Annotated in this window: 29 protein-coding genes and 2 pseudogenes; 3 read left to right on the forward strand and 28 right to left on the reverse strand. The window is 32.1% G+C overall.

Annotated elements, in window-relative coordinates; genetic code table 11:
- Nucleotides 1–159: 159 nt before the first annotated feature.
- The 7 genes and pseudogenes from MVE64_RS00385 to MVE64_RS00415 form a co-directional block, all read right to left on the reverse strand.
- Complete coding sequence (locus tag MVE64_RS00385; RefSeq protein ID WP_247342629.1) at nucleotides 160–450, reverse strand: hypothetical protein; 291 nt, start codon at nucleotides 448–450, stop codon at nucleotides 160–162.
- A 136-nt stretch (nucleotides 451–586) separates the two neighbouring features.
- Nucleotides 587–823 (reverse strand): hypothetical protein, encoded by a 237-nt coding sequence (locus MVE64_RS00390; protein ID WP_247342631.1) that lies wholly within the window; start codon nucleotides 821–823, stop codon nucleotides 587–589.
- Nucleotides 824–1,063: 240 nt separating this feature from the next.
- A pseudogene (locus MVE64_RS00395) lies at nucleotides 1,064–1,539 on the reverse strand (GNAT family N-acetyltransferase).
- 292 nt (nucleotides 1,540–1,831) lie between these two features.
- Nucleotides 1,832–2,329: a P-loop nucleotide/nucleoside kinase family protein gene (locus MVE64_RS00400; RefSeq protein WP_247342633.1), complete on the reverse strand. Its 498-nt coding sequence runs from the start codon at nucleotides 2,327–2,329 to the stop codon at nucleotides 1,832–1,834.
- A gap of 311 nt (nucleotides 2,330–2,640) precedes the next feature.
- On the reverse strand, nucleotides 2,641–3,381 hold the full coding sequence (gene map, locus MVE64_RS00405; protein WP_247342636.1) for a type I methionyl aminopeptidase: 741 nt from the start codon (nucleotides 3,379–3,381) through the stop codon (nucleotides 2,641–2,643).
- A 219-nt stretch (nucleotides 3,382–3,600) separates the two neighbouring features.
- Nucleotides 3,601–4,185, reverse strand: a complete 585-nt coding sequence (locus tag MVE64_RS00410) for a lysophospholipid acyltransferase family protein (RefSeq protein ID WP_247342638.1) — start codon at nucleotides 4,183–4,185, stop codon at nucleotides 3,601–3,603.
- A gap of 24 nt (nucleotides 4,186–4,209) precedes the next feature.
- Nucleotides 4,210–5,191: pseudogene (locus MVE64_RS00415) on the reverse strand (beta-ketoacyl-ACP synthase 3).
- 400 nt (nucleotides 5,192–5,591) lie between these two features.
- Between MVE64_RS00415 and lepB the strand changes: the two are divergent.
- Nucleotides 5,592–6,056: a signal peptidase I gene (lepB, locus tag MVE64_RS00420; protein WP_247342641.1), complete on the forward strand. Its 465-nt coding sequence runs from the start codon at nucleotides 5,592–5,594 to the stop codon at nucleotides 6,054–6,056.
- A gap of 267 nt (nucleotides 6,057–6,323) precedes the next feature.
- On the opposite strand, the gene MVE64_RS00425 is transcribed toward lepB, so the two are convergent.
- The 11 genes from MVE64_RS00425 to MVE64_RS00475 form a co-directional block, all read right to left on the reverse strand.
- Complete coding sequence (locus MVE64_RS00425; RefSeq protein ID WP_247342643.1) at nucleotides 6,324–7,436, reverse strand: DUF4179 domain-containing protein; 1,113 nt, start codon at nucleotides 7,434–7,436, stop codon at nucleotides 6,324–6,326.
- Nucleotides 7,433–7,999 carry a sigma-70 family RNA polymerase sigma factor gene (locus tag MVE64_RS00430; protein WP_247342646.1) on the reverse strand — a complete coding sequence of 189 codons (567 nt, stop codon included), beginning with the start codon at nucleotides 7,997–7,999 and terminating at the stop codon, nucleotides 7,433–7,435. Before MVE64_RS00430 ends, MVE64_RS00425 begins: the two co-directional genes overlap by 4 nt.
- A gap of 350 nt (nucleotides 8,000–8,349) precedes the next feature.
- Nucleotides 8,350–8,865, reverse strand: coding sequence for an HXXEE domain-containing protein (locus MVE64_RS00435; RefSeq protein WP_247342648.1), 516 nt, complete (start codon nucleotides 8,863–8,865; stop codon nucleotides 8,350–8,352).
- A gap of 50 nt (nucleotides 8,866–8,915) precedes the next feature.
- Entirely contained in the window at nucleotides 8,916–9,410 is a 495-nt protein-coding gene (locus MVE64_RS00440) for a GNAT family N-acetyltransferase (protein ID WP_247342651.1), read from the reverse strand.
- Nucleotides 9,411–9,602: 192 nt separating this feature from the next.
- The gene (locus tag MVE64_RS00445; protein ID WP_247342654.1) at nucleotides 9,603–9,875 is read right to left on the reverse strand and encodes a YesK family protein; all 273 of its coding nucleotides are present in this window, start codon (nucleotides 9,873–9,875) and stop codon (nucleotides 9,603–9,605) included.
- A 199-nt stretch (nucleotides 9,876–10,074) separates the two neighbouring features.
- Complete coding sequence (locus tag MVE64_RS00450; protein WP_247342657.1) at nucleotides 10,075–10,956, reverse strand: TIGR01777 family oxidoreductase; 882 nt, start codon at nucleotides 10,954–10,956, stop codon at nucleotides 10,075–10,077.
- Between the two features lie 186 nt (nucleotides 10,957–11,142).
- Entirely contained in the window at nucleotides 11,143–11,532 is a 390-nt protein-coding gene (locus tag MVE64_RS00455; RefSeq protein WP_247342659.1) for a tautomerase family protein, read from the reverse strand.
- Nucleotides 11,533–11,708: 176 nt separating this feature from the next.
- Nucleotides 11,709–12,182, reverse strand: coding sequence for a DinB family protein (locus MVE64_RS00460; RefSeq protein WP_247342663.1), 474 nt, complete (start codon nucleotides 12,180–12,182; stop codon nucleotides 11,709–11,711).
- Between the two features lie 21 nt (nucleotides 12,183–12,203).
- Complete coding sequence (locus MVE64_RS00465; protein WP_247342666.1) at nucleotides 12,204–12,752, reverse strand: HPP family protein; 549 nt, start codon at nucleotides 12,750–12,752, stop codon at nucleotides 12,204–12,206.
- A 118-nt stretch (nucleotides 12,753–12,870) separates the two neighbouring features.
- Nucleotides 12,871–13,461: a CGNR zinc finger domain-containing protein gene (locus tag MVE64_RS00470; protein ID WP_247342669.1), complete on the reverse strand. Its 591-nt coding sequence runs from the start codon at nucleotides 13,459–13,461 to the stop codon at nucleotides 12,871–12,873.
- A 137-nt stretch (nucleotides 13,462–13,598) separates the two neighbouring features.
- Nucleotides 13,599–14,336 (reverse strand): TolB-like translocation protein, encoded by a 738-nt coding sequence (locus tag MVE64_RS00475; protein WP_247342672.1) that lies wholly within the window; start codon nucleotides 14,334–14,336, stop codon nucleotides 13,599–13,601.
- Between the two features lie 239 nt (nucleotides 14,337–14,575).
- Here MVE64_RS00475 and MVE64_RS00480 point away from each other — a divergent pair, with 239 nt between their 5' ends.
- A complete protein-coding gene (locus tag MVE64_RS00480; RefSeq protein ID WP_247342675.1) occupies nucleotides 14,576–15,229 on the forward strand; it encodes a hypothetical protein in 654 nt (217 codons plus the stop codon).
- A gap of 90 nt (nucleotides 15,230–15,319) precedes the next feature.
- On the opposite strand, the gene MVE64_RS00485 is transcribed toward MVE64_RS00480, so the two are convergent.
- From MVE64_RS00485 to MVE64_RS00525, 8 genes are all read right to left on the reverse strand, one after another.
- Nucleotides 15,320–15,961: an anti sigma factor C-terminal domain-containing protein gene (locus MVE64_RS00485; RefSeq protein WP_247342678.1), complete on the reverse strand. Its 642-nt coding sequence runs from the start codon at nucleotides 15,959–15,961 to the stop codon at nucleotides 15,320–15,322.
- A 9-nt stretch (nucleotides 15,962–15,970) separates the two neighbouring features.
- Nucleotides 15,971–16,234, reverse strand: a complete 264-nt coding sequence (locus MVE64_RS00490; protein WP_345740847.1) for a sigma factor regulator N-terminal domain-containing protein — start codon at nucleotides 16,232–16,234, stop codon at nucleotides 15,971–15,973.
- Nucleotides 16,203–16,421, reverse strand: coding sequence for an RNA polymerase sigma factor (locus tag MVE64_RS00495; protein ID WP_247342681.1), 219 nt, complete (start codon nucleotides 16,419–16,421; stop codon nucleotides 16,203–16,205). The genes MVE64_RS00490 and MVE64_RS00495 overlap by 32 nt, the downstream gene beginning before the upstream one ends.
- A gap of 504 nt (nucleotides 16,422–16,925) precedes the next feature.
- Entirely contained in the window at nucleotides 16,926–17,483 is a 558-nt protein-coding gene (locus MVE64_RS00505) for a GNAT family N-acetyltransferase (protein ID WP_247347254.1), read from the reverse strand.
- 538 nt (nucleotides 17,484–18,021) lie between these two features.
- Entirely contained in the window at nucleotides 18,022–18,525 is a 504-nt protein-coding gene (locus MVE64_RS00510) for a DinB family protein (protein ID WP_247342683.1), read from the reverse strand.
- A 408-nt stretch (nucleotides 18,526–18,933) separates the two neighbouring features.
- Nucleotides 18,934–19,200: a hypothetical protein gene (locus tag MVE64_RS00515; RefSeq protein ID WP_247342685.1), complete on the reverse strand. Its 267-nt coding sequence runs from the start codon at nucleotides 19,198–19,200 to the stop codon at nucleotides 18,934–18,936.
- Between the two features lie 340 nt (nucleotides 19,201–19,540).
- Nucleotides 19,541–19,918 (reverse strand): hypothetical protein, encoded by a 378-nt coding sequence (locus MVE64_RS00520; RefSeq protein ID WP_247342688.1) that lies wholly within the window; start codon nucleotides 19,916–19,918, stop codon nucleotides 19,541–19,543.
- On the reverse strand, nucleotides 19,918–20,118 hold the full coding sequence (locus MVE64_RS00525) for a helix-turn-helix transcriptional regulator (RefSeq protein ID WP_247342690.1): 201 nt from the start codon (nucleotides 20,116–20,118) through the stop codon (nucleotides 19,918–19,920). Before MVE64_RS00525 ends, MVE64_RS00520 begins: the two co-directional genes overlap by 1 nt.
- 591 nt (nucleotides 20,119–20,709) lie before the next feature.
- On the opposite strand from MVE64_RS00525, the gene MVE64_RS00530 reads away from it, so the two are divergent.
- Nucleotides 20,710–21,294, forward strand: a complete 585-nt coding sequence (locus tag MVE64_RS00530) for a helix-turn-helix transcriptional regulator (protein ID WP_247342693.1) — start codon at nucleotides 20,710–20,712, stop codon at nucleotides 21,292–21,294.
- Between the two features lie 195 nt (nucleotides 21,295–21,489).
- Here the strand turns inward: MVE64_RS00530 and MVE64_RS00535 are convergent, their stop codons facing one another.
- Both MVE64_RS00535 and MVE64_RS00540 read right to left on the reverse strand, forming a co-directional pair.
- Nucleotides 21,490–21,855 (reverse strand): hypothetical protein, encoded by a 366-nt coding sequence (locus MVE64_RS00535; protein WP_247342695.1) that lies wholly within the window; start codon nucleotides 21,853–21,855, stop codon nucleotides 21,490–21,492.
- A gap of 246 nt (nucleotides 21,856–22,101) precedes the next feature.
- Nucleotides 22,102–23,628, reverse strand: coding sequence for a CPBP family intramembrane glutamic endopeptidase (locus MVE64_RS00540; RefSeq protein WP_247342698.1), 1,527 nt, complete (start codon nucleotides 23,626–23,628; stop codon nucleotides 22,102–22,104).
- Between the last annotated feature and the right edge of the window lies 1 nt (nucleotide 23,629).

Raw genomic sequence — 23,629 nt, forward strand, 5'->3', positions numbered from 1 at the left:
GAATCTTGTCTCGATTCCGAGAGTATCGAGACAAAGACTGCCTTAATGAGTGAAACCCTGTCTCGATTCAGAGAATATCGGGACACGAACTGCTTCAATGAGTGGCATCCTGTCTCGATACTATTAGAATCAAGAACTGCCGTAATGACAGCTGCTAAGCTAATGTGCTTTTTTATTTTTTAGCTCTAAAAGTATAGGTGCAATATTTAGTAAGATAGAAACAATTGTTAAAAACCATAATACCATTTCCATAGTAGGTACAACATCCAATAAAGCAGACCAATCCTCAGCTTTTACCCAATTAGATACAAGGCTATGCTCCGCACAGAGTGTTAATGCTGTAAATGATAATCCCATTGCCATCGCAAGCTTATAATCTTTTCCTGTTTGATACAGATAAAGATTTATAAAAGTTGCTACTATGGCAATAATTCCTAATATTAACCACATTATAATGCCTCCATTAAAAGAATCAGTTTTAAACATGCTTGAAATCTGGCCTTTTAAACAAAAAAGCAGCTATCCTTAATTAAGAACAGCACATTGATTGTGAAAGATGGTTATGATTTTAAAGCACCCGTTAAAATTATTTATTGTTTGATGTAACTATTTTTTGTGACAGAAAGTAAGCCAAAGTTGCAACTAATATAGTTCCTAAAAATGGAATGATTGAAGTCTCTCCAAACGCAACCTCTTGACTCATATTGTTGTTAATTGAAGAAAAATTTGGAGAATAAAGAGCTGTCAGGAGCAAACCTGACAAAATCTGAAATACTATGTACAGCAAAATGAAATTTAAAATAAAGACAACATATTTTTTCAACCTTAACACTCCCTTTTATTTATCTACGAAACAATATTGAAAAAGTTTCACAATATTGCTGTGGAAGTCCTCAGCTTTACCCCTGGAGTCATTTGGTTTTTCAATAGCTTATGAACAACACAAAATTGCTTCCCTACACAATTTTAATAATTAAATACGATTACCACTCCTAAAAGTTTCGTTATTAAGTGATCCTGCTTCGTTCATTTAAAGGTCAAGGAAGATATTAAAGAAAAAAAGTTAATTACATATCTTTTTATAAAAAATAAGCGTTGCGTTATCGTTTAACTTCTTGGTTATTCCAGTTTTTTTATAGCCAATTTTTTCATACAAATAACAATTTCTTTCTTCCTCTAATAATGTGGCTAATTCCCAAGAAGTTGCTTGGGGGAACATTCCTTCAATTAGTTGTATTGCCTTCTGTGCAATTCCTTTTCCTTGATAAGTAGGTAGAATAAACATTGAAATTTAATCCAAAACTTTGTTTCCTCATTGGTAAAAATGCAAATAGCACCTACAATTTTATTATCAGCTACGATCTTATAAAAACCACCATCAGGTCTATTAATTCTTGATACTACTTTTTCAATATTTTCATTTGCAGGATTAGTTTCATAATCTTTATACTTATCCAATAATGGCATAAAGGCCTCAATTTGAATATCAAAAATTTCTTTGGCGTTATTGGCAGTTGCTTTTTCTAATATAACTTTCATTACCACACCAGCTCTCTGAATTTTAACTATTAAATAATATTCAACACTTAACTAAAATTCACCTTTTAAGGAATACCTTAACCAATGAAAAAAAGCACTCCTTATTCAAGGACCGTGCCCAATTGTGATGACCGTTTTTCAGATAAAGCTACCCGTTCATTTAAGTGTACCACTTCACAAAGTTACATCGATTTTAACATTTATACATTAAAACCCTTCTTACGTTTTATATCTAAAGAGTACCTCCTAAAACAGAAGGTACTCTTTAACACACGTATCATTGAACTCATTGTTATTCTTTTCCGCTAATCTGTAAAATGTTTAACCCCTCTGAAACCTCGGGTGCTTCAAAAAACCTTGTAACATGAATAAACACCTCTTCCGTGTCAAAAGCTGCTCTTTCGGGTTGTTCGTTACGCCTTTGTTCAATTTGACGTAAGCATTGCTCGTTATTAAGATTAAGGAAAAGTAGTTGATGGCTTGCATTGACTCCCGACGCTATATCCAAAAACCACTTTCGCAGCTTTTGAGTGTTAGCTGGGAAATCCATCACTACATCTGTACCGACACTTAATATATTTTGGACATGCTTTTTCACCAACGGCTTGAGCTGTGCAGAAAATTTTAGATAGTCATCAAATGATGTGATCTGATTGGGATAAAGAAATGAAAGCCATTCATCCTCAGACAACAGTACAGCATGTTTATCTTTCGCCAGTTGTTTTGATTTAGTTGATTTTCCAGCTCCCATTTTTCCACAGAAAAAATATAGCGTCCCCAATTGTCTCATATTTTTAAACCCCCGCGCTTTTTTGGTTTAACTTTTTACTTCGTTAGTTCCTGTAGACATTTCGCTCTTATTAATATTTAGACGTTAAGATTTATATCTTTTTTTACTTATTCTACCAATCTTAGGCATATTCCTTCTTTTAACTAATTATCACCCGTCAGTTTGACAAGAAATTAGTAGTGAACAAAAATACCCAAATGCATACAAAAAAAGCCAACTTTGTATGTTGACTTTTGTTTCCCGCTTATTAAATTAAAGCCACACGTTAGTAAGCAATCTCCATCTATTTTTCTATTTCACGTATGCTTGAATTAAAGTGTAACAATAATCGGACCATTTTTAGTAAGGATTATCGTATGTTCCAATTGAGCTACATAGCTTCTTTCTGTAGCATAGGTCCAGCCGTCTTCTTTTTGGAATACTTCTTCTTCAAAGGTTGAGATAAATGGTTCGAATGCGATAACCATCCCTTCCTTTAACAATTCATCATCCCATGGATCATTATAGTTATAAATATGTTCAGGTGCTTCGTGTAATGTACGTCCAATACCATGTCCTGTAAGATTTTTGATAACAGTTAATTCATGCTGTTTTGCTTTTTGGAATACCGCTTTTCCGATTCCACTTTTTCTGGAACCAGGTTTTGCTTTTTTAAGACCTGCTTCAAATGCTTCTTTAGCAACGTCGCATATTTTTGTTAACACTTCTTCCCCTTCTCCTACTACAAACGAGATTCCTGTATCAGCGAAGTAACCGTTCTTTGAACCTGAAACATCTATATTTACTAGATCCCCTTCATGTATAACACGATGCCCAGGAATACCATGTGCTACTTCTTCATTAACACTAATACAAGTATAGCCAGGAAAATTATATTCACTTTTCGGACCTGAAACTGCTCCTTCTTTCTTAAAAAGCTCTCCGGCTATATCATCAAGTTCTTTAGTCGTTATTCCAGGAATCGTTCTTTTCACCAATTCATCTCTAATAGAGGCTATAATTTTGCCAATTTCCTTCAAACCATTAAAATCTTCTTCTGTTTTTGCAATCATCGTTTATCCTCACTTTTTATGATTAGTATTTCATTTAAATTCTAGCATAAACGTGTGCTTGCTGAACATGACAGGATGTTCAGAATCCTAAGAACCATAGAAAACTTACTATTAATATTCAACAAATTGAAGTGATTCAATCGCTAGGACACTTATCTAAACTAGTTTTTGTTTATTTATTCAACCTTAAAATCCTTCGTAAACTAACGGACCAGGGTTCTACCTATTCTCCAAAAGCTTAATTTCACTATCCAGTCTTTTTACATACTCATCTATTACTTCATCACGATTCCTACCATCATTTTTCAATTCTATTGGAGAACCTATCATGATCGTTGATTTCTTACCTCGTAGTAAATCCTTAAAGGTAATTGGCCCATTATATGCCGCAGGAACTAAAAGAGCATTAGCCTTTAAAGCAATTGTTACTGCCCCTCTTTTTAATGGTATCTCTTCAGTGGTTCTTGTGCCACCTGGAAAAATCCCTACACATTTCTCTTCCTTTAACAGCTTCAATGGAATCTTCAAAGTACTAGGACCTGGATTTTCCCTATTTACAGGAAAAGCATGAATTGAACGTAAAAATTTCCCTGTAATTTTTGAGTCAAACAGTTCTTTCTTAGCCATAAAATGAACTGGAATTGGGTAAAGAGCTAGAGCAAGCATGATCACATCCACCCACCCTTTATGTGAACATGTAACAACAAACCTAGTGTGAGTAGGTAAATTTTCTTTTCCTTTTACTTTTAACAAATTTAACATTCTTGTTAATGCATATAGCAAAGTACTAATGAACTTATACATTTTTCCTCCTAAAATCACATTGACCTATAGAGTCCATCTAATCAATAAACCTGCGTGTGCTAGTCCCCCACCAAAACCATACAGTAATACCAAATCTCCCTTTTTTAATTTATTCTCTAAGACTCCTTTGTCAAGAGATAAGGGAATTGTTGCGGACGAAGTATTTCCGTAATCAACTAAACTATATAACGTTTTTTCTAGTGGTAACCCACTTCTTTCACAGATGGACTCAATCATTCTTAAATTAGCACTATGAGGAACAAACCAATCTACCTCTTTTATAGGGATGGCAGCGTTTTTCAAAACACTTTCTACTCCTTTTGGTACAGTTGTTACAGCCCATTTATAAACTTCACGACCATTTTGTACAATTTTATTCGTATTGGTTATTTCTTGTTCAAACATATGATCTGATAAGTTTGAACAGTATAAATGCTTACCTCCTTCTCCCTCCGACCCCAAATGTGCTGAAATGAAACTTGGTTGATCTGCATCGTATTCTACAAGAACTGCTCCAGCTCCATCACCAAATAAAATACAGGTCGTTCGATCTTCATAATCTGTTATTTTTGACAGAGTTTCTGCACCTACCACTAGTATTTTTTTATGCAAACCAGATGTAATTAATCCATTTGCAACATGCAATCCATATGTAAATCCTGCACAAGCAGCATTTAAGTCTAATGCTCCACAATTCCTTAAACCCAATTTAGCCTGGATCATTGAAGCAACACTGGGTGTTTTAAAATCTGGAGTTAAAGTACAAGAAATAATCAGGTCAACATCCTCAATAGAAGTTGGATAGCGTTCAGCTAAATTTTGGATTGCTTTAAAACTTATATCACTTGTAAATTCATTCTCTGCTGCAATTCTTCTCTCTTTAATACCAGCGCTGGACAATCCATTCATCAGATGTTTCAACTAGTTTTTCCAGTTCGTCATTTGTTAGTTTCTTCTCTGGTACATAAGAGCCTATTGCTGTTATACGTGCTTTTGATTTAAGCATATCAGTTACCACCTTTTTTATCATCTACAACTAGTATCAGGTACTAATTTTGAATTAAAAATAAAACAATCAAACCGAAACGGGAATGATTGTTTTTTATATAAGAAATTATAGCTAAGTTTCCCTAATTATTCCATATTTTATTTTTATTATTTAAAATAAGGACGTTTTATTCAAACGAACTTTGTTTGCGAAAAATCACTCTGAACATTTTCACCTTTTCTATATGAAAACATCAAAGCTATTATCTTTCAACCAAACAAACTATTGGTGGATATACGATGTTGCAGATTATCAAAATTTATTAGCTTTCTAACTGTAAATTTATGTTAAAATGAGACTTGGAAAAATTAATCATATGAAACTTGTTAATTGTTTGTTCATAGAGGGGTAATGAAAATTGAAAAAATTGTGTACGTTACTTTTAGTTTTTGTATTTTTAGTAGGGTGTTCGGGAAATAAAGCAAAATTTGAATTCGGAGGAGTTTCCATGCTACCAACTATTAAAGACCAACAAACAGTAATTGTTGATTTGAATTATTACCAAGACAATTCAATTAAAAGAGGAGATTTAGTCTTATTCAATATAACAGAAGAAGATAAGCACATAAAAAGAGTGATTGGTTTACCAAATGAAAATGTTCTTATAAAAAAAGGAAAGATATATGTTAATGAAAAAGAAGTAGATCATGAATTTGTGTTTTCAGATATTGATACAATGGATGATCGTATTCCAGAAAAAAGAATTAAATTAAAAAATCATGAATATTTTTTGATTGGAGATAATGCACCACATAGTGTTGATAGTAGAGTGATTGGCCCAGTTGATAGAGCGGATATAATAGGAAAAGTTGAAGATAAGTAAGTATTAATAACAGTGGAGAGAATAATCTCCAACTCTTAATTGATATTCTACTTTTACTGTTCTTTTTGAACCAATTCACACCTTTTCTACTTCTTCACGATGTTGCTCGAATTCTTCTTTGCTTATAAAGCCCTTTTAAAATTTCCAGTAAAAAAAGATCTTAAAAAATCATGATCTGCACCCTTTAAACTCCAAAACAATAGGAGCTGTCGTATCGACGGCTCCTTGTTCTACTCTTGCGCTATATTTTGCTGAAGATTCCTAACATTAACTCCCTAATTCAATAACAATATCCTCTAATACAAATTCTTCTTTGCCCTTACCAGGTTTCTTTGGAATTGGAATTTCTATATGTTCTCCATTCTCGGTTATTTCGACAGAGCCAAAATTTTCAGAAGTATATTCCCTTAAGGTGATGTGTGGAGTTATGATCAGTTTCGATGCTTTTTCGTTTAATTTTTCAAATGTTTTACTCCAATTAATATTATATCCATCAATATCGCCTGATCCTCCATTACCTTCACCTGAATAACGATTTCCTAAATTATCTTTCACTTCTAACTCTACGTCTACGCCATGCCATGTGTTTCTGATTCCCTCAGAAACTATTTGCTCATAATAAACAATAAAGGACATCGGTGTGATAGATATTTCATTAACATTTACTTGTACTCCATTCCCCTCTACGCTATAATCACTTAATTGTTGCGTATTGCTTTCGGTTGCATCTAAAGCAAGTGCAAAACTCCAATTCCCTTTAACTTCTTCCTCCTTTTCTTGATTAGTTATACTTTCTATATTCAAGTTTACTTTCACTATATCTTCATTCTTAAGATTCATGCTGCTAGCCGTTATAAGACCAACATAGTGATTTTCGTCTAACTTTGATATGGTAGAGCTACCTGCATGTCCTGTTGAACCCTTTATGTCTAGGTGTCCTAAAATATAAGGATCATTTCCTAAATCTCGATCACTTTCGATTGAATATGTTACAGACACAGTTTTCCCATCATAAATAGCGTCATTTATCGTAACGCTAATCCCTTTACTTTCTTCTGTCATATTTATCTCTGTAGAATATTCTTTATAATTATCATAGAGGCCAGTTCTTCCATTATCCAAAAATCTAAAAATGTCTCCTATGACAGGAAGATTACCAGCATAGGCAGGGAACGTTAATCCGAATGCTGAAGCCGATAAGCCGAAGATAATCGTTGCTGCAGTAATGTTCCGTTTCCACCCCTTCATTTTTCTCTTCTTATTTAATGATTTTTTTAGTGTCTTTTTTACTTTTGCCTTTTCAAATTCACTTACTTCCATCTCCTCAAATTCACTTTCGTCTATGTCTATATCATTTAATAATTCATAGATATCCTTCACAATATACTACCTCCTAAATTAAGATTCGTAGCTTTGCTATTTAGTTTCTTTTTCCCTCTATAAATTCGATTATCTATCGCAGTATTGGTTACCCCTAGTTTTTTAGATATATCCCCGGTATTTAAACCTAGAAAGAATTTCATGATAAAAATATCTCGATCCACAGGCTCTAAGATATTTATTAGCTTGATAAGTTCCGTTTTGTCTTCGACCATAATGAGTTGATCTTCTACTGATTTTTCAGGATTTAAATCCATATAATCTGAGGTGAATTCCACTTTCTTACTAGACTTTCTGTAATAATCAATAGCTTTAAACTTAGCAATTGCACAAATCCATTTTTTGAAATCTGTAGAATCTCCATGGAATTTGTTCGAATTGTTCCATATTGAAAGAAATATGTCGTTTATACATTCTTCTATTGCTCCTTCATTTTCAAGTGGAGATAGAATTTTATATGTTATCCCTTTAATTAGTGATAAATATTTATCAACTATAAATTCTAATGCGTCTTCTTGTTGCCGTTGTAATCGCTGTATAAAATTTTTATCATTTGACTTCATGTACAATTCCCCTTATTTTTTTGTAAAAGCTTTTACACCTTATACAACGTATTGAAAAAGTTTTTCTCTCATATTTACAATAAATAATTTTGTCGTTCATCATAGTTTCCAAAAGAGACATCATCTACTGAGAATACTTTATAGCAAAAAGACATTTGTTGAGTAATAAAAATAAAAAGTCGATTCCACTCTTGGAAACCGACTTTTCATGCTTAAAATGCCTTAACGTATAAAATACAAACGTTGGGGTTACCATGTACTTTCCATAAACCATAACATTTTTAAAGAGCTGGTTATGAAAAATATTGTAATATTTCAATTAGGAAGGACACCCGTTATGCAATAAACAATTATATTAGGATTTTTGAAGTATAAAGTGCCATTAGCGCAAGAGGTGCTTGGGCAATAAACCCTAATAATAGATAGCTAAGAATTCTTATTTTAGTCATTACTCTTTCAGAAATAAGAAACTTAGCTGTAAAAAACGAGTAAGGAATTAAAATCAATGTTGATGTAATGATGCCTGGAACATAATCTTTGAAGAAAAAGAATTGCAATATATGACCGATACCATTGGCTAAAAGAATACCAGGTACTAAGAATGCAAGGAAAGTAGCTGGTTTCATGCCAATAAACCTGTTGCCATAGAATGCTTTATAACAGCCTATTGAAGCAAAAATCCATAGTAAAGTAAACGCAAATGAAAATTCCAAAGTTGTTACGCTAAAGGGTATTATATTTGAATTTTCTTTAAGAAACTTCTCAACGGTTAGGATTTCTTCGATATCATGAACCAAATACAATGGAGGGAAAAGTATTAAAAACCTTCTAAACTTTGATACATCATATTCTGTATTTGTTTTCATGCTTTTTCCCACTTGTCTTAATTTTATTCGATACCAGTGAAGACTCCCCCTTAATAAGACCAATAAAGCTTTTTATCTGTCGTATTCGTTAAGGAAAATCCAATTTTATGTAGAACTCTTTGGGAAGATAGATTATCATGATCACAAGTTGCTACTACTTTTTTAACATTTGGTTGAGATAATCCCCATTCGACCATTGCTTTTCCCATTTCCGTAGCATATCCTTTACCTTGGTAGTTTGGTACAATGCTATAACCTATATCAATAATTCCCTCTTCGTTTGGTCCACCTTTAAATCCCATGTCACCTATAATTGTGTTATCTTCCTTATTAATAATTATTCCTTCCCATTCATTCTCATCAGGAAATCTTCGAAACCTCTCAATCTTATAAGCGAAAAATTGTCTATAAACTTCCATAGGATAACCTTCTGCTATATTATATGGAACGATCTTTTCTAGTTCACTTTTACTTATTAATAAAGACTCCATCATCTGAACTGTAAAAGTAACTAACTTAAGTCTGTTCGTTTCTACAAATGGCAAACTATATTCCCCCATAGTAAAAAAATTTTGTATTATTATGTACTTAATCTAAAAATCAACACAACTCTAACATTTATATCCTTTATTTTTACACAACAAAAATCGTTTTTACTCGTTCTGAAATCCCTTTGTGTGTTGAAGATCTTTTCTCATCGAATACCTGTTAGTGGGGAAATATAATATTAAATATATTTAATTACGGTTAGCAGTAACCTTTATTCCGATAAAGAAAGAAATAATGCCTAATATGATTAAAACGAAACTAAATATGCCATATAGTCCACCTTCAAATCCCCTGATTTGAGTAATACTAATATAAAAGATAATAATGGCCATTACACTTAATAGGATTCCAGGCAGGATTCTTACAAACAATGGATAACCTCGTTTTCCGAACCACCACGAAAACATCAAAATAACAAGACTTGGTATTAATGCCGTTATAAAAGGTATGAAGAAAGACATAAATTGTCCCCTTTTAATTTTTTTACAGATTGAGTTGTACAACTAATCTGCCCATTCTTTTCATTTTATTTGTTAATAAAGTCTTTTTCATTTTACCATATATATCCTAATTCATTATTAAAATTTACTTTATGAAATAAAAAAGAGCATATTCTTATTTTATAAAGAATACGCTTCGCACGGTTGTGAACATCTAAATTCACAAAATGTCTTGTAACGTCTTATCAAGAGTTCCAAAGGTAAACGTGTAACCTTCACGTTCTAACCGCTCTGGAAGAACCCACCGACTTTTTAATACCAATTCTGTTTCAGTTTTAATTAGCATGGAGCCAATCTCCAGCACCCATTTGGGTGATGGTATACCGAATGGAATATTCATCGTTTTTCTTAGTTCTTGCATCAATTTACGATTACTAACAGGTTCCGGTGAAGAGCAATTAAAAACACCATTTAAATCTTCTTTATCTTTCAAAAAGAGAATGATTTGAAACAAGTCCTCGACATGTATCCAACTAAACATTTGATTTCCCGTTCCCTGAATACCTCCGAGTCCAAATTTCACTAAATTTCGATAAGGTATAATAACTCCGCCGTTCTTACCTAATACAATAGCAATGCGTAATGCGATTTGTCTCGTTTTTGGTAAGTCAAAGGAAAAGAAGGTTTTCTCCCAGTTTGTTGCAACATTAACAGAGAATCCAGAACCAAACTCTCCATTTTCTTCTGTCATTGGACGATCTTCTGCGTGTCGATAAATAGTTGCCGTACTGGAATTCATCCAAATCTTAGGTGGATTATTACATGCCTGTATAGACTCTCCTAGGATTGTTGTGGTCCTAATCCTTGAATTCATTATTTCATTCTTATTCTCTTCATTGTATCTACAATTCACAGATTTTCCAGCAAGATTAATAAGAAGTTCACTATTCTCCAATGCCTCTATGATTCCAGTTTGATCTTCCCAAGAAATATGTTGTTTTTGCCTTGATATGATAGATACCTCATATCCTAATTCCTTAAATTTTTCTTGAAAATATTCACCGATGAAGCCTGTTCCCCCTGCTAAAACTACTTTTTTCATAAAAAAACTCCAATCTACTTAAAAATCTCCTTTTTTAGTGACTTATCATTTAACTCTATCACATTTCCATAAAATTGGATATCGAGTTACCTAGTTAAGAATTTTTCAATCAGTTGTAGTTCTTAAGAGATTATCTCCAAATGTTCTAAAAATTAAAAAAGCAGCCTACAATAGACCGCCTATTTCTTACACATTCACGTTGTAATTCAATGCTAACTCATCACCTGGTAATCCTCTTATCCCCCAATTATGTTTTGGTGTTTCGAAAATTGTAATTTCAAGATCTTTAGGGGATATATTCAATTCACTATTTAAGCGTTCAAATAATAGCCTAATTAATTGTTTCTTAGTTTCTATCGTTCTACCTTCGAACATACTAATTTCTATTACGGTATATGCATCGGTTCTTTCATTTGCATAATAAAAATTTTCTTGATCCATTGGAAAAAATCTATGAAACTTCTTATCTGAAGGAAGTTCAAGTGCTTCCATCATACACGAATGAATAACATTCGATAGTACTTCCTTAATTGGATTTAACCTATCCTTAACTCCATAAATCTTAATTTGGGCCATTCTCATCTCACCTTTCTCTTCTTATCTCAACTTAAATCCACTAACAAATAACAATATTCTTTAAAGTGGGCAGAAATTCCTTCATAATACATTCTCCACTATTTGTTTTATATCACTTTTAAAGGAACGTGCTTTTATGGTGATATAACACAGTTTCTAACTAAAGAACTTAAAACTCAATCAATCTCGAAAGTTCTCTTGATTGATTTAATTGCATCGAAATGCATCCCTTCATGATATAAACAAAAACTAAGAAACTCTTCTACAGTTGTTAATTCCATACCTGTTGAAGTTACATAGGGTTTCCCAAATGATTTTTTTAATTGACTTTCTAACGTTTGCTCTACTCTTATCACTTGGTTTGTTAATAATTGAATTAATTCATGTATATCTGGTACAGCTGCATCCCAATGCTCTGGATTCGTTCCTAGACCAAAGTAATTTTTAAAATTTCTTGGAATCAACATTTTATCTTCAAAATTCCGAAATGCGAAGTTTTCTTGAACAACATATATGTGACCTAAATTCCATTTAATGTTATTGTTAAATCCTTTCGGTATACAATGTGAACTTTCATTATTAACACCATCAACATGAGATAAAGTCTGATTTCTAACAAAACGTAATTGTTTGAAAAGATAACTCTTCATAACTGATCCCTCCAAAATATTTCAATACCAAAAAGTCGGATATTCGCGGTCGCTTCGGAAATTATTAATAATTAATGCAAAAAACACAATGATTAAGGCCCCAATTAAAACTGGTGAAACTAAATAACTCCAAGTATAAGCACCAAGGATAACAACAAGTGGATCAGCTCCTGCTGGCGGATGGGTCGTTTTAGTCATCATCATTAGTGCTATCGATAAACCTACCGCTAATCCAATAACCCAGGCTTCATTCCCGAATAGATGAAAACAAATTAAGCCGACAAGAGTTGATACAAGATGTCCTCCAATAATATTCCGTGGCTGTGATAACGGAGCATTCCAAGCACCGAATGCAAGAACACAACTTGCACCAAATGGCGCCATTAACCAAGCAGTTGAAGTCATGTTAGTTAAGATAACTAAAGTAAATATTGTTAAAAATCCCCCTATAAGGCCAGTAAAAGCATCCTTACTATTTACTTTTAATGGACTTCTTCCTTTTCCTTTCATTTTAGATAATAGGTGAATAGAATAATGACCTTTAGGTACTGTGACTGATTTAGTTTCCATGTTTTCCCTCCCTTTTTTATTTCCTTTAATTTACACCAATCAAACTAACCTGTCAAATTTATATTTAAGGGTTAGTTTGACTCAGAATAAAAAAGAGATCTACCTTTAGAGGGAGATCTCATAAATTATTTTCATGTTTTTGTTGAAATCGTTTAACTTTTTTTCTATTACCGCAAATTTTCATTGAACACCATTTACGTCTTCCGGATTGATCTATAAATAAAAGCACACATTCTTCGTTAGCACATCTTTTCATCTTATTTAACTCATTTTGCTCAATTAAGGTCAAAACGTCGAAAGAAATGAAAGATATAATAATGTCGTCTATTTCTCCCATTGGACAAGGAATTAGAGATTCGTTCACAAGTTTATAGGTAAAAGGTGCTTTTTCAATTTTTTTCTCTAAATAAGATACGAAGTCTCCCGATATTATCCCCTTATCAGCTATCACTTCAAAGTTTTCTCTTAAAATGTCTCGCATATTTCTAATTGCGGATAACACTTTTTTCTTTTCATCATTTATCTTTATAAAAAGCTCATCTTGCAAAAAAGAATGAGTTGTATTGACTTTTAAAGTGTGAATCCATTCAATTAAGTCTTGTTCAGATAGTAATAAATCTAGACGGTTTCCATGTCTTATAACTTCTGTGTTTACTAGATCAAGCGACAGATTACCTGATATTAAAGGGTATTTATTTTGGTTCGTCATTAATTCATTCTCCTAATTTTAGTTCATCTATTTTACTAACTTAGTATCATTATACTAAAAGTATAGGTGCTAACATTGAATGTAAAAAATAACTCAAGTTTATGTTTTTTAAATTGATTATTAAAGTAAAGCATACGTTAAGAGATTGTTTCCTTTTCTTCTTTTGTCAGCCAATTTTCAAAAAACTCCTCATTTATTTCTTTAATAACATTTACAGTTCCACCCAATAAATCACTATTTGATTCTATTTCTGTCTGATAAAGTTTGTACATATTTTCATTTTCTAAAGAGTCAACGAGATAATATATTGATTCACCCGTACTATCCCATTTAACACCGTAAACGTCCTTAAATATAAACGATCCTCCAGGTGCTTGCTTACTCTCGTCCAATTCAAAATGATATAAATTTATCCTTGCTGAATCGTTGTATCCACCAATAAATGCAATTAAATTTTTGTTAGGTGCCCACGCCATACCAAAAGGTGATTGGTAGCCATCATAATCATATTGATAACCAATATCTTCGGATAAATTAACTTTTTCACCTGTTTCTAAATTTACAGCAAAAATTTTAATCCCATCATCCATTACAACATCATATGCTAAAAAACGTTTATCATAAGAAAGATGAAAACTATGAATGCTACTATAATTATCTGGGAGTGTTACCTCGAAAACATTATTTTTCGCATCTATTATTAACTCACCATCTACTATTGATAGCTTGTTATCACCTATTTCATGGATATCCTTTGATTCTTCAACTAAAAGGATATCAGGATTAGAATAGTACATTATTTCACTATGAGAACAACCTATTATTATCAAAATAAATATATTAAATAATGTACAAAACTTTATATTATTCCTCACTTCGCCTCCTCCAATCTCATGCTTAAATTTTTCTTTAACACTTCACTTCCTAATTTTAGCATTTTATCATTCTTGATGTCGCACAATCTGTGTTCACTTTTGTATTATGGTAAGATATAACAAATAAAATATATTTTAACCTATTAATCATTAGAAAATTTCAAAAGTTCTTAATGGATACCTTTTTACTGGTGTGGAAATAGTTAAAGGAAGTTTTGCTAGAAAGGGATGTATATAATATGAAAAAACTTAAAAAAATTCTTTTTTTCAACACTACTCTGCTATTGGCAGGTCTCCTACTCATTGGTTGTTCTGATGAGAAGAACACAGTGTCAAATACAGATACTACAGATAAGAAATCTACTATAGAAACAAACTCCTCAACAGAGTCGGAAAACTCTCATACAGAAGAAAACTATAATGATACATTATCTGAAACTATTAAAAATGAGAAATTTAGAGCCGATTCTGTAAATGAAGAAGATGAGTTATACAAAGATTCTTCATACAAAGAAAGTGAAAGTACTGTATCTGATGTAAAAGAAAGTCAGGAAGATACAAATCTTAACGAAAATGGAGATCAAGAAAAAGAAAAAGAAAACAACTCTAGTACACAAAGTAAAAATCAGCAAATTCATGATTCTGCAACAGCTGAAGAGAAACAAAAGGCTGTTTCTTTAGTTAAAAGTTATTTACGTGATAGAGGTGAATTAGAGGAAGATGAAAATCACTTTGTAGAATATGATGGAATGATTAACGAATACATAATTGTAAGGTATTCTACCCTTTTATCAGGTCATTCTTCAACCAACGGACGATATGCAGTAGATTTAATGAAGGATGAAGTCAAAGACATAACCTCTATTGATGATCTTGATAAATTATTTAATTAATTAAATATCTCCCGAAAAAATATTTATCATAGGTAAAGGGGCTGTTTAAAAATGCAGCTCCTTTACCTATTCTTTAAGGATTTAAATTGCTTATTTATCTTCTACAACGGCTCCTAGAACAATGGCCTTTGCGTAAGGTTGGTTTTGTAATTTTTTTAGCTCTTCTGTAGATCCAGTTACAACCACACCAATGACTTTAACATCCTTTGGTGAAGGCTCCTTTTTTCCTTGACGTAGGAAGTCATATATTCTTTTATATTCGTTTTTATACTTTTTACTCATTTCCAATCCACTTTTTAAGGCAAGTATAAAATCTTTCTCTGTTCCATTACCAAACTCAATATCTCCCTTTTGTGCATCAAAACCATATACGTAATGAGCAGCTTCAGGCATATCTATTTCATTAAGATACTTTAGATTGTCGTTAGTATCCACCCAATACCAAACAGGTGAAACCTGTTCTGGCAGCATCTTTTTAATTTCTGCAATAGTGTAGTTTTTATCGAAGGAAATAGCCATCTCAGCATATTTATTTGGATGCTTTTCCAAAAGAGGTATATCATTTAAGTAATATTCATAAGTAACTTTTGGGTGGTAAAACTGCATTTCTCTTTGCATTGTGTCAGTATGATAGATATGTCTATTACTTGGCTCTTCTTCACCTTCACTAAATTCGAATTGGTTACGACTACTAATTCGACTATAACTATTTAAAAAACTATATTCATACACCTCTTCTCCCTATAACATTGGGATACCCTCAATTATTTTAATAGCCTTATATTCTACTTCTCCACCAAATAACCCACTTCTATTAACATCTCCTGACAATTGATGATTAGGACGTGTTATTTGATCAATCATTGCTATATCTCGTCCCATGTTATCAGCACCTCGATATGTTAATTGTAAAATCCCAATAAGAATAATAGGAACTAGAATAATTGTTACTACGATGGAAATGATGACCTGCTTAATAATCGTCCTCTTCTTTGCCTTTTTTATTTAGCGCCACTCTATATAACCATGAGTTTAGCTTAGTTGCTTCAATTTCTCCTATGTACGATAAGGCTTTAATCATTGTGTCTTGGATTACATCATGTGAATCAGCTTCATTAACCCCAAGTTTAAGTAAATATCGATAAAGCATCTTCATTTTTTCTTTTAGCAAATCCTCAAACTCATATTTCATCTCTTCCTCCTTTCCATTTTATAAACGTATAAAAGGATAAAAATGTATACAAAAATTCTAAAATTTTATTTAGCTTACGAACTAATTATTTTTACGTTCTCTTTACAGCACATTTATCTTATGTTAAAAATATTTTTCTGAAGAAACCAACCTTCTCCAACCTACCTAACTTTAACAATGAAAAAACGCAAATGTTATTACACATTTGCGTTTTGTTTGTTTAATAATCATTTTTTTTAGTCTTGAATTGTGTATGCAGCATAATTAGAAGTAAGATTTTTAGTACTTTTTGTTTTAAGTAGTCGTACTACTAAGTAATCATCTCTTACCTTTTAATTCTAAAAGTATAGGTGCTATATTAAATAGGATCGAAAAAATTGTCAAAAAGCATAATGCCTATTCCATACCAGGTACAACATCTCCTAAAGCTGACCAATCTTCCACTCTTACCCACCGAGATACAAGACTATATAGCGCCTGATTGCTGAATATAGAAATCGACCTTTAAGTGAAAAACTCCTTTGTTACTTTGGACTGTTCCCACTCTTCTCTTAATAGTCCCATTCTGATAGAGTCATAATATTCTCCATCATAGTAACGACATTTTCTAAGTCTAGCTTCCAATGTCATTCCTAGCTTTTCTCCTACTTTCACCATTCTATAATTGCCCGACCATGTGGTGAATCCTACTCTTACTAAGGGTAAAGAGTAAAATAAATGATTAATCCATAACTTAAAGGCTCTAGTTCCATATCCTCCACTCCAATATTTTGGATCATATATGCCTATACCCATTTCAAGCCAATTTGAAGGTTTATGTTCCCAATAATAACTAACTGTCCCGATAATGTTATCGTTAACTTCTATAATCCAGTAATCATCTTGATTAACAAGGTTATCTTGATTAGTTAAATACTTCTCATAGGTAATTTCCTTATGTTCAAAATAAGGAGCATCCCACTTCTTCCATTCAGGTGACTCTTCTTTATAGGTTAACTCCCAAAGAGCATATAAATCATTAGTCGTTACAGGTCTTATCATTAAATCTAAATCACGATACATATAAACATGAACCTCTCTTTCACTAATCACTAAATCACATTCTCTCATTTCCAGGAAAGCACTCTTTATAGATATCCCTTCTTCTACTATCCTGCTTCATTCGTTTAAGTGTAACATCTCTCAAATAGGTTTTAATCAGAATTTTTACTCTTACTTATTCAAGAATGGCGCTTCTATTGTGGAAAATAGTTATTTTTCTCATCATTCTTTAAGATTTTTATAAAAGTCTTGCAGAATAGGTTCTATATTTGGCTCTGTAAAGTAATATGTATCATTAATTTGATTAGATGAAAATGAATAAGTTTCATTTCCTTGATAGAGAGAGACATTATATAAATAACCCGTCTTATCCTCTTGCTTCACATATGGAATGAATTTTTCCATATATCTCTTAATAATTTCATTAGTTCATTTGAGGTTATATTTAACTTAATGTGAAAGTCCGTTTTTGTACCACGCAATTTTCGCCAATACCACAACTGAAACACCTTCTATTTATTAAGCACAGGCAATCCACTAGTCAAAGAACGCTTTAATATTATTTAATAAACTCCTTTTCAGGAAGTCCTAATATGTCCGTGTTTTTAGGTATGTAGCCAAAAAGACGTAGCATCGCTACAATTTGTCCTTTATGATGAAATTCATGCGTAATAGAATGGGTCAGTAATTGATGTGGTGTTTTTCTAACAGTTCCACTTCCATCTTTCCAAGAAAGTTCTTTTTCGATAAGATCATCAAATGTTACAGTAAATCGTTCAAATACAGCATCTACATATTTGTCTGCTTGTTGAAAATAATATTGAATATCACTTATCCTCATCTTTTCTATTGCTTCTTTTGTTAATAGTGGTGATGTTGTTTCTGAAAGTACGAAAGAACCAAGCCAAGCGTGATAACACCCTGCCACATGGACTAATGTATCCCTTATACTCTGAAAACCAAATCCACTTTCTCTTGTAAAATCATTTTCCTTTATTTCTTTACACTGTTCTAATAAAATCTGTCTCGTTTGTTTTACCCACTCATATTCATATTTTTCCATAAGTTTCTCCCCCTTATAAAAATAGCAAGTAACAGAATATTCTTCCAATTATACATTAATGAATACCATCATCAATACTCTGTGGTTAACATTTTTCTTAACTATTCTCCTTCTATAGTTCAAGAAGGAACAAACGATTTTTGTAATATTCCACTGGATTTGTTATTCCATTTTCAATGAAAAAATCCGCTTCGTTTTTAATTAACTAAAAACCAAGTTACACCACATTTTCCATATTGGGAAATGAACCTACTTATGCGATTATCAAAAATCGCAAAAAAGACACGAACTCATTAAGTTCATGCCTGTCCAATTTATATTTCTATTTCTCTAGCTTAAAGAACTTTATTTTATTTCTCATTTCATTTGTCATCTCACCTAAGTTAACTGCTGAGGCACTGACTTCTTCTATTGAAGCAGACATTTCCTCTGCTGATGCCGAAATTCCCTCTGCTGATGAGCAACATCTTCTGCTATTGCCCCGGTTTGATCTAATTCTTCAAGTATGATGTCTTTTTCTTTTTGAATCTTGACTGATGATTCTTTCGTTTCTTTTATTTTAGGAGAAATACTCTCGACTGCTTTTATGATTTCCTCAAAAGATTGTATCGTCGCATTTAACTGCTCTCTTTGTAATAAAAGTTCATTATTTACATCTTCTGTCGATAAAACCATTTTACCTGTGTCTTGAGAAACTCCTCTAATGATCGAATCAATTTTTAACTAATATTCCTATTTCTGTACATCCCAAAAATGATTCCTTCATATCTCGTTGTTTATTTAATCTACTGTTAGTTTAAATGTTACTCTTAAAATTCGCCATTTCAGTCTAATAGATCCTCTCCAATCTAGCCTTTAAACTGAAATAAGCACCTTCCTTGTTCCAGAAAGGCGCTTCTATTATGGAATAACTACAGGCTTATATTGTGGCATATATTTACCATATACCGCAGAACAGGTGCAATATTTGATCAAAAAGGAAAAATGCTCTAATTAACACCCTATTATGTGCTTGTTAATATTTCCTTGCGTAATAAACCATATTTAAAAATACGACTGATATATAAAGTGATACAATCAAAGTTAACAGATGATATGCAGAAATATTTAATACACCTAAATATGGATTTATAATTAAGAATAAGAAGAATATTATTCCTAACATCCAAAAATAACTTACGTAAACTCCACGTTCTCTTATTTTTTGAGCACGTTCATCTTTTGCAGCAAAATGATCTGATAAGTATGCTAAACAAAAGCTCATAATTGTAATTGAAATGAACATTAGACCTTCTGGAAATTTCCCACTTGAAATGTAAGCCCAGTTAACAAATAGAGCATTCAAAAGCATAATGACACCTAAAATTAGAAATGCTGCTTTACTATTCTTCATCATTTCTCCCCCTCATAAATAAATATTTCTTCAATTTTACAATTAAAAATATGAGCTAATTTAAATGCTAAAATTATTGATGGATTAAAACGTTCTCTTTCTATGGAAATAATTGTTTGTCTAGAAACGTCTAATTTTTCAGCTAGCTGATCTTGTGTTAAATTATTTTTAGCACGTAAATCTTTTATCCTATTCTTCATTTATCCACCCACTATGTAAAGTTAACTTTACGTAAAGCATACTTTACATAATTTTCAAAGTCAAGTTTGCTTTACACCTAGATTTGGTATTAAGTAAACCTGTTTCTTTGTTTAAAGTACTATTCTTTACAGTCTACAAATAATTTCATTATAAATATTCATTTCTCTGAGAAGGAGTTGTAGCACGATCTGTCCTGATTGCTGAAAATTCAATGCACTAATCCCTGAACATCTAATCCTACTTTGAGCCGCATCTGTTAATAAAAAAACAATCGTGTTTCCAACTTCTTTTTTCTATGTGATCTGTTCTTAAGGGCAATTAAATCTATTATTACTTTTAAACAATCTTTGAGATGTGTTGTCAGTTCATTTTCAGTATTTGTCAATAGGTTCACCTCTTACTTCAACCTCTAGAATTGCAAAATTTATATTGTTTTAATTGTGTCCTACCATTGTCCCATTGGTCCTAATGAATGACTCTTAACGATAATAATCTTAAAATGGGCCAGTGAACCTGTCCCTCTCTACGGAACGTTTGTTGTCACTGATCATATAAACCTCTAAGATGAACATAGAGCAGGAGGAGAAAATATGGATAATAGTAAAGTTGGTAACTTAATTTTTAGTTTAAGGAAGGAGAAAGGATTAACACAGAAACAGTTAGCTGATTTGATGAATATTTCTGATCGAACGATTTCAAAATGGGAGCGTGGATATGGTTGTCCAGATGTTACTCTTTTACCAAGTTTGTCTTCAATCTTAGGGGTAAATATTGAAAATATTTTAGAAGGTGAATTATCGTCGAATGATTTTGTAGGAGGAAATATGAAAAGATCGAATTATTTTGTTTGTCCCTCATGTCATAATATTGTTTTAGCAACTGGGGATATAGACATTTCTTGCTGCGGGAGAAAGGTAGAACAATTAGAAGCAAAAAAAGCAACAGACGAAGAAAAATTATCAATAACTGAAATTGATTCTGAGTTATTTGTATCAAGTGACCACCGGATGACAAAAGATCATTATATATCATTTATTGCCCTAGCCACCGGGGATTCAGTACAGATTATGAAGCAATATCCTGAATGGAGTTTACAAACACGTCTTCCAAAACATAAACATGGGAAACTGCTATGGTTTGATACACAATTTGGGTTATATTATCAACATATCTAAGTTCGTATTTTGATGTTTCTTTCTTATATTTTTCATCACTTTTGACTGATGTTTCATAAAGAAGTTCACACGGCCAACGACTTCTCTTCTTATACTTGTTATGTTTGCAGGCGGAGGATCTAGTTTTTGAAATGACAGTCGTTGGTCAAGCACTTGGAGTATCTCTGTTCAAGAAAGGTACTACATATTTCCAGTTCATTTTAATACTTCACACCAGAATGTGTAATTCATTAAAGAAACATCCGTTTTGAATTTATGTATACTTTTTAATGTAAGTAATGTTTTTACTACTTCTCTTAAAATTTCCTCGGATGTTTGATTCTTGCCATCTTGTATTTGTTTTCTTGCAAATAAAATCAGATGTTTTGTTTCGATTCTATGTATTTTTCTAATATTCGTGTAAATTGTTAAATAGATAAGATAATTCTCGAGTCTCTTTAAAGCTTGTTTTTTATTAGGATAATCCATTGAGTCAAGTAGAAGTATGTATTGATTATATAATGATTGATAACGTATTGAATCTTTTGTAATAATAAAAAGGTCGTTTTGTTGTGTATCCATTTGATCTTCCCTTCTTTATGTTTCAAATTGTGCATCTTAAACAAATATTTTAAATATTACTTTAATCTATCCTTCTGTTTTATGCAACACTTTTTTTGGAAGATATTGGCCATTGATTTTTATGATAAAAAAACAGACACGAACTCTTAAAGTTTGCGCCTGTTACACTAGATGTATATTATCCCAGTTCTTACAAATATAAAAAGGTATTATTAGAGTAATGGCAAAATGTTCAAAAGATAGGGATTAAATAAATAAAGGAGCTACTACGTGAATCATTATGTCCGCAATAAAATGGGCAATCATCGCAAACTCTAATCCTCGATAGATAAAGAGTGCTCCAAAAGTGATTCCACCAATTCCGTTTATCAGAAGCATTCCTAAAAATAGACCAAATGTCATCTCATATGTAGATGACGCAACACCATAATGTAAAAGCCCAAAGATTAAAGATGCTATTATAATAGCTGTCCATTTTGCAGAACTGGTTAGGTCCTTTCTCTTACGAAACCTGGAAAATAACCACAATACAAAAGTAACTAAAAAGAGTCGAAATATGGTTTCTTCTGTAATACCTGCTCCTAGGGAACCTAATATCCCTAACCACCATACTGGTTCATTAATTGAAGAATTATCAATACCAAGGTAATTTGATATATAATAGCTTACAATCATAATCAGAATTGAAGTAACTACTCCATATATTATGGCGAATCCTGTATTCTTTACATCTTGATTTGATATCTTTTCCTTACGAATAAACGAAGTGATAATTGGTAATTTCACTCCGATTTTCTTACCCATCAATAATGCAAGAAATATTAAAACAGCACCTTCTACCAACATCTGACCTGAAAAAATTAGAATAAAAAGCCCTTGAGAAACTCCCATTTCTTCATGAAATCCCTCTCTAGCTATAGCATAAGGAGCCATTGCTAGAGCTCCTACAACATTCAAAAACAATAAGACAAAATAAATTTTCCAATTAATCATTGATTGCTTTTCTTTTGTTATCACTTTACGAATCTCTTGTTTATTGTCGTTACTACCATCATAATTGTTCATCTTTTCTTCAAGAGCAGCCACTAGTCTATCAGAATCCTTAATATAAACCAATACTTTGTTCACCTGTTTTTTAAGTCCAAAATATCCAGTATAGGAAATCGGTTTATTGAAGATAATCTCGTGCCTTAATTCATCGGTTATTCCAAATATTCTAGTTAGTACTCTAGGAAAAGAAGTGGCGTGAAATACTCCTTTTTCGTGAATGATTCCACCTTTATCGCTATATGTAATTTGTGCCTTTTGAATTGAATCAATGTCAGATATATGAAATGATAGCTCTCTTCTCGCACCTATCTTTATCTCGATATTATTATTGATTATTCGTATAGGCGTATTTCGTACCCAATTGTAATCGCCAAGCATGTAAATAATGCTATAAATATGAAGAGCTGACATTATATTAGCCGAGGATGGATCTACTTTTTTTAAGTATATGTGAAAAACAACCATTTCTATTACTTGTTCATGCAAAAGTGCAATGAACAGCCAAAAATAATGAGAATTCTTGTGTAGCGAATATTCATTATTATTCTCCTTTATTCTCCAACGAAAAAAAGCATAGAATAATATTTTCCACTCTTTTACAAAAATTGTGATGAACGGATTTTTTTCGATTCTACCTTGCTTATATCTTATAAACAAATAAACAATAAATATTTCTAATGCAGTGATTAGTAGTATTAGGGATATCATCATCTGTTTATCCACT

This window comes from Metabacillus endolithicus, assembly GCF_023078335.1.
Taxonomy (GTDB): Bacteria; Bacillota; Bacilli; order Bacillales; family Bacillaceae; genus Metabacillus; species Metabacillus endolithicus.

Coding starts and splice junctions, on each gene's coding strand:
- MVE64_RS00430 (WP_247342646.1), bottom strand. CDS start 7,999: ATGAAGTCAAATGATAAAAATTTTATACAGCGATTACAACGGCAACAA.
- MVE64_RS00495 (WP_247342681.1), bottom strand. CDS start 16,421: ATGAAATATGAGTTTGAGGATTTGCTAAAAGAAAAAATGAAGATGCTT.
- MVE64_RS00445 (WP_247342654.1), bottom strand. CDS start 9,875: ATGTCTTTCTTCATACCTTTTATAACGGCATTAATACCAAGTCTTGTT.
- MVE64_RS00480 (WP_247342675.1), top strand. CDS start 14,576: ATGAAAAAACTTAAAAAAATTCTTTTTTTCAACACTACTCTGCTATTG.
- MVE64_RS00515 (WP_247342685.1), bottom strand. CDS start 19,200: ATGGTTTTATCGACAGAAGATGTAAATAATGAACTTTTATTACAAAGA.
- MVE64_RS00465 (WP_247342666.1), bottom strand. CDS start 12,752: ATGGAAACTAAATCAGTCACAGTACCTAAAGGTCATTATTCTATTCAC.
- MVE64_RS00410 (WP_247342638.1), bottom strand. CDS start 4,185: ATGTATAAGTTCATTAGTACTTTGCTATATGCATTAACAAGAATGTTA.
- MVE64_RS00400 (WP_247342633.1), bottom strand. CDS start 2,329: ATGAGACAATTGGGGACGCTATATTTTTTCTGTGGAAAAATGGGAGCT.
- MVE64_RS00460 (WP_247342663.1), bottom strand. CDS start 12,182: ATGAAGAGTTATCTTTTCAAACAATTACGTTTTGTTAGAAATCAGACT.
- MVE64_RS00385 (WP_247342629.1), bottom strand. CDS start 450: ATGTGGTTAATATTAGGAATTATTGCCATAGTAGCAACTTTTATAAAT.
- MVE64_RS00535 (WP_247342695.1), bottom strand. CDS start 21,855: ATGGATACACAACAAAACGACCTTTTTATTATTACAAAAGATTCAATA.
- MVE64_RS00450 (WP_247342657.1), bottom strand. CDS start 10,956: ATGAAAAAAGTAGTTTTAGCAGGGGGAACAGGCTTCATCGGTGAATAT.
- MVE64_RS00435 (WP_247342648.1), bottom strand. CDS start 8,865: ATGAAAACAAATACAGAATATGATGTATCAAAGTTTAGAAGGTTTTTA.
- MVE64_RS00510 (WP_247342683.1), bottom strand. CDS start 18,525: ATGGAAAAATATGAATATGAGTGGGTAAAACAAACGAGACAGATTTTA.
- MVE64_RS00525 (WP_247342690.1), bottom strand. CDS start 20,118: ATGAAGAATAGGATAAAAGATTTACGTGCTAAAAATAATTTAACACAA.
- MVE64_RS00520 (WP_247342688.1), bottom strand. CDS start 19,918: ATGAAGAATAGTAAAGCAGCATTTCTAATTTTAGGTGTCATTATGCTT.
- MVE64_RS00530 (WP_247342693.1), top strand. CDS start 20,710: ATGGATAATAGTAAAGTTGGTAACTTAATTTTTAGTTTAAGGAAGGAG.
- MVE64_RS00505 (WP_247347254.1), bottom strand. CDS start 17,483: ATGTATCGTGATTTAGATTTAATGATAAGACCTGTAACGACTAATGAT.
- MVE64_RS00455 (WP_247342659.1), bottom strand. CDS start 11,532: ATGGCCCAAATTAAGATTTATGGAGTTAAGGATAGGTTAAATCCAATT.
- MVE64_RS00470 (WP_247342669.1), bottom strand. CDS start 13,461: ATGACGAACCAAAATAAATACCCTTTAATATCAGGTAATCTGTCGCTT.
- map (WP_247342636.1), bottom strand. CDS start 3,381: ATGATTGCAAAAACAGAAGAAGATTTTAATGGTTTGAAGGAAATTGGC.